At 63.0% G+C, this 4029-nt stretch carries 4 protein-coding genes and 1 pseudogene; all 5 read left to right on the top strand.

Annotated elements, in window-relative coordinates:
• On the top strand, window positions 1-562 hold a 562-nt coding region (locus WBF82_RS14175), incomplete at its 5' end, for an acyl-CoA dehydrogenase family protein (RefSeq protein ID WP_424383633.1).
• 173 nt (window positions 563-735) lie between these two features.
• Window positions 736-1386: a TetR/AcrR family transcriptional regulator gene (locus WBF82_RS14170; protein ID WP_424383632.1), complete on the top strand. Its 651-nt coding sequence runs from the start codon at window positions 736-738 to the stop codon at window positions 1384-1386.
• A gap of 194 nt (window positions 1387-1580) precedes the next feature.
• Complete coding sequence (locus tag WBF82_RS14165) at window positions 1581-2777, top strand: cytochrome P450 (protein WP_424383631.1); 1197 nt, start codon at window positions 1581-1583, stop codon at window positions 2775-2777.
• Window positions 2778-2808: 31 nt separating this feature from the next.
• The gene (locus WBF82_RS14160; protein WP_424383630.1) at window positions 2809-3657 is read left to right on the top strand and encodes a mycofactocin-coupled SDR family oxidoreductase; all 849 of its coding nucleotides are present in this window, start codon (window positions 2809-2811) and stop codon (window positions 3655-3657) included.
• A gap of 2 nt (window positions 3658-3659) precedes the next feature.
• Window positions 3660-4029, top strand: a pseudogene (locus WBF82_RS14155) (aminoglycoside phosphotransferase); the annotation flags it as partial.

Below are 4029 nucleotides of genomic sequence, written 5' to 3'. Positions count from 1 at the left end.
TACCGTTCCGCTACCGTTCGCGGGTGGCTCCTGGGTGGTTTGGGAGCGCACCGACCAAGCCAGCTCAGCACTGGGCGGCGATCTCCCGATACGCCGTGTGCCTCAAGGCGATTCGCTGCCTCTCGCTGCCGGCCGGCACGCGCTGGGCTGGTGGCTGGTGGGCACCAGCCGCACCATGCTGGCACTGGCGCGCCAGCACGCATTAGACCGCATGCAATTCGGCAAGCCGGTCGCCTCGTTCCAGGCCATCCGGCATCGGCTGGCCGAGACATTGGTTGCCGTCGAAGGCGCGGAGGCCACGCTGGTTGCCGCCGCCGCCGAGCCCGACGATCTGGGCTTCCTGCTCGCCAAGGCCGCGGCGGGCCAGGCCGCGTTGACCGCGGCACGGCACTGTCAGCAGGTGCTCGGCGGTATCGGATTCACCGCCGAGCACGACCTGCACCGCCACGTCAAACGCTCGCTGGTGCTGGACGGCATGCTCGGCAGCGCACGCGAGCTGACCCGGGCGGCTGGCGCGACACTGCGGGCCGAGCGGTCCGCGCCGCGACTGGCCAATCTTTAGCCGCGTTTGGCGTTCTGCTTCCCTGGAGAGCAGCGAGAGAATAGTATTCTCGCGGTAAGAAAGTTACAATCTCAGACACGTCGTCCCTGAGGGGGTTTAGCTCCGCAATGACACGACGTTCTCCGGTAGAGTCCAATCATGTTCTCCCCTCGCGGCAATCTGCTGAGCCCTCGTTGACCAGCCCAAGCGAAGAGCCGGCCTGGAAGCAGCGTGCTGTCGAGCGATCGATCAAGACGGCGAAGCTGCGCGCGGCCCAGCGCGTCCAACGATTCCTCGACGCGGCCCAGGCCATCATCATCGAGAAGGGCAGCACGGACTTTACCGTGCAAGAGGTAGTCGACCGCTCGCGGCAGTCGTTGCGAAGCTTCTACCTGCAGTTTGACGGCAAGCATGAACTGCTGCTCGCGCTGTTCGAAGACGCTTTGAGCCGGTCGGCCGATCAGATTAGGGCCGCCACCGCAAACCACTCCGACCCCATTGACCGGTTGCGGGTGGCAGTCGAGTTGCTGTTCGAAGCTTCGCGACCCGACCCGACCGCGAAACGGCCGCTGTTCACGGACTTCGCACCGAGGTTGCTGGTTTCGCATCCGGCCGAGGTCAAGATTGCTCACGCGCCGCTTCTTGCTTTGCTCGCCGAGCTGATGGAGGCAGCAAGCGCCGCCGGGGAGCTGCGAACCGGCGTCAACCCACGGCGGATGGCCGCAATGGCGATGCAGACGGTGATGTTCATCGCGCAGTCCAGCAGCTCCGACGACGCGACTGTGCATCCCATCAGCGCCGACGAAGTGTGGGACTTCTGCTCACGCGGATTCGTCGGCGACTAGCTCGAGAACTGCATTATCTCGTTCGCATATCGCACATTCAACGCCAGGTGGAGAATGTAATTCTCTATTTTCGAGAATCCTGGGTAGCGAAAACGGATCCCACGTTGACACCCGGGGGCCGCCGATGACAGAGTTGCCGCAGGCTCAGAGCTATCAACAATGCGGATGCGATCGGCTTCGAAAGGTAAGGCCCTGTGACAGTCACTGCCGGCGTCTACTACGACCCGTACGACGTGCAGATCAATGCCGATCCTTACTTGGCGTTTCGCGCGCTGCGTGAAGAAGCACCGCTGTATTACAACGAGCAGCACGACTTTTATGCGTTGAGCCGCTTCGCCGATGTTGACCGGGCGATCGTCGATCATGAAAACTTCAGCTCGGCCCGTGGCGCAATCATCGAGCTGATCAAGGCCAACATGGACATGCCGCCGGGTGTGCTCATCTTCGAGGATCCCCCCATCCACGATGTGCACCGCAAATTGCTGGCTCGGATGTTCACGCCGCGCAAGATCAACGATCTGGAACCGAAGATCCGCGAATTCTGCGCTCGCAGTTTGGATCCGCTGATTGGCACGTCGGGTTTTGACTTTGTCGCAGACCTCGGCGCACAGATGCCGATGCGGGTGATCGGCATGCTGCTCGGTGTGCCCGAGGAGTATCAGGAAGCCGCGCGCGATTTGGCGAATGCGCAGATGCGCACCGAGGCCGGCAAGCCGATGACGTTGGCAGCAGACGGCATGAACGCCGGTGACTTCTTCGCCGAATTCATCGAGTGGCGAGCCCATCACCCGTCCGACGACATCATGACCGACCTGTTGAACGTCGAGTTCGAAGACGAGAAGGGGATAACCCGGCGGCTGACGCGCGAAGAGCTGCTCACCTACGTCAGCGTGGTCTCCGGCGCAGGCAATGAGACCACGACCCGGCTGATCGGCTGGGCCGGCAAAGTACTGGCCGAGCATCCCGATCAGCGACGGGAATTGGCCGAAAACCCCGCGCTTATCCCCCAGGCCATCGAGGAACTGCTGCGCTTCGAGCCGCCGGCTCCGCACGTGGCGCGCTACGTGACCCGCGACGTCACCTATTACGGGCAGACGGTGCCGGAGGGCAGCGCCATGATGATGCTCATCGGCGCGGCTAACCGCGATCACCGTCAATTCCCGCCGGACGGCGACGTTTTCGACATTCATCGCGAGCCGCGCCAACATCTCGCCTTCAGCGTCGGCACCCACTACTGCCTCGGCTCGGCACTGGCGCGGCTGGAGGGGCGGATCGCACTCGAAGAGATCTTGAAGCGCTTCCCCGAATGGGAGGTCGACCTCAGCAACGCCACCTTGTCTCCGACGTCCACCGTGCGTGGCTGGGAGGCAATGCCGGCGGTCCTCGGCTGAGCCAAACACAAATCAGGGAAATGAGGTAACGATGGCGGGTCGAGTCGAAGGCAAGGTCGCGTTCATCACCGGCGCGGCACGTGGGCAGGGCCGCTCGCACGCCGTGCGATTGGCCCAGGAGGGTGCCGACATCATCGCGGTGGATATCTGTAAGCCCATCCGCGAAGGCGTTACAGACACCGCGATCCCGGCGTCGACGCCGGAGGATCTAGCGGAGACCGCCGACCTCGTCAAGGGCCAGAACCGCAGAATCTTCACGGCTGAGGTCGATGTCCGCGACTACCAGGCACTGAAAGCCGCGCTGGACAACGGCGTGGAGCAACTCGGCCGGCTCGACATCATCGTGGCCAACGCAGGGATCGGCAACGGCGGCGACACCCTGGACAAGACCAGCGAAGAAGACTGGACAGAGATGATCGACATCAATCTGGCCGGGGTATGGAAAACCGTGAAAGCCGGTGTGCCGCATCTGCTTGCGGGTGGCCGCGGCGGTTCGATCATCCTGACGAGCTCGGTCGGCGGACTCAAGGCCTACCCGCACACCGGCCACTACGTCGCGGCCAAGCATGGAGTCGTCGGGCTGATGCGGGCTTTCGCGGTTGAGTTGGGGCAGCACATGATTCGCGTCAACTCGGTGCACCCGACCCACGTGAAAACACCAATGCTGCACAACGACGGCACCTTCAAGATGTTCCGCCCGGATCTGGAGAATCCCGGTCCAGACGACATGGCTCCCATTTGTCAGCTGTTCCACACCCTGCCAATTCCCTGGGTGGAGCCGCAAGACGTCAGCAATGCCGTGCTGTTCTTCGCCTCCGACGAGGCGCGCTACCTCACGGGTGTCACGCTGCCCATCGACGCGGGAAGTTGTCTGAAATAGCCGTGACGGTCGCCGAGTTAGCCATTCCACCTGGCTGGGAGGAGATCACGCCTGCGTGGATGACGGACGCGATACGTGCCCATCATCCCGACGCCGTGGTCAGCGATGTCGCGGTGGTGCTGCGCGACGACGGCACCAATCGGCGTGCCCGGCTAGAGCTGACGTATTCCGCCGGCTCCGGGCCCGCCACCGTGTTCGCCAAGGCAGCGGATCCGGCACACGTTGAGCTTGTCGCGCTTACCAGCGGGCTGTTTCATGAACCTCGGCTGTTTAGCTCGGGAGTTGTTCTGCCACTTGATCACCCAATGGTGTACACCGCGATCATCGATGAAGAAGGATCCGACTTCTTGATGATCATGGAGGATGTGGTCG

The organism is Mycobacterium sp. (assembly GCF_049673265.1).
Classification (GTDB): domain Bacteria; phylum Actinomycetota; class Actinomycetes; order Mycobacteriales; family Mycobacteriaceae; genus Mycobacterium.
The sequence above is the reverse complement of the archived record's forward strand: the minus strand, read 5'-3'. Positions and strand labels throughout refer to the sequence as shown.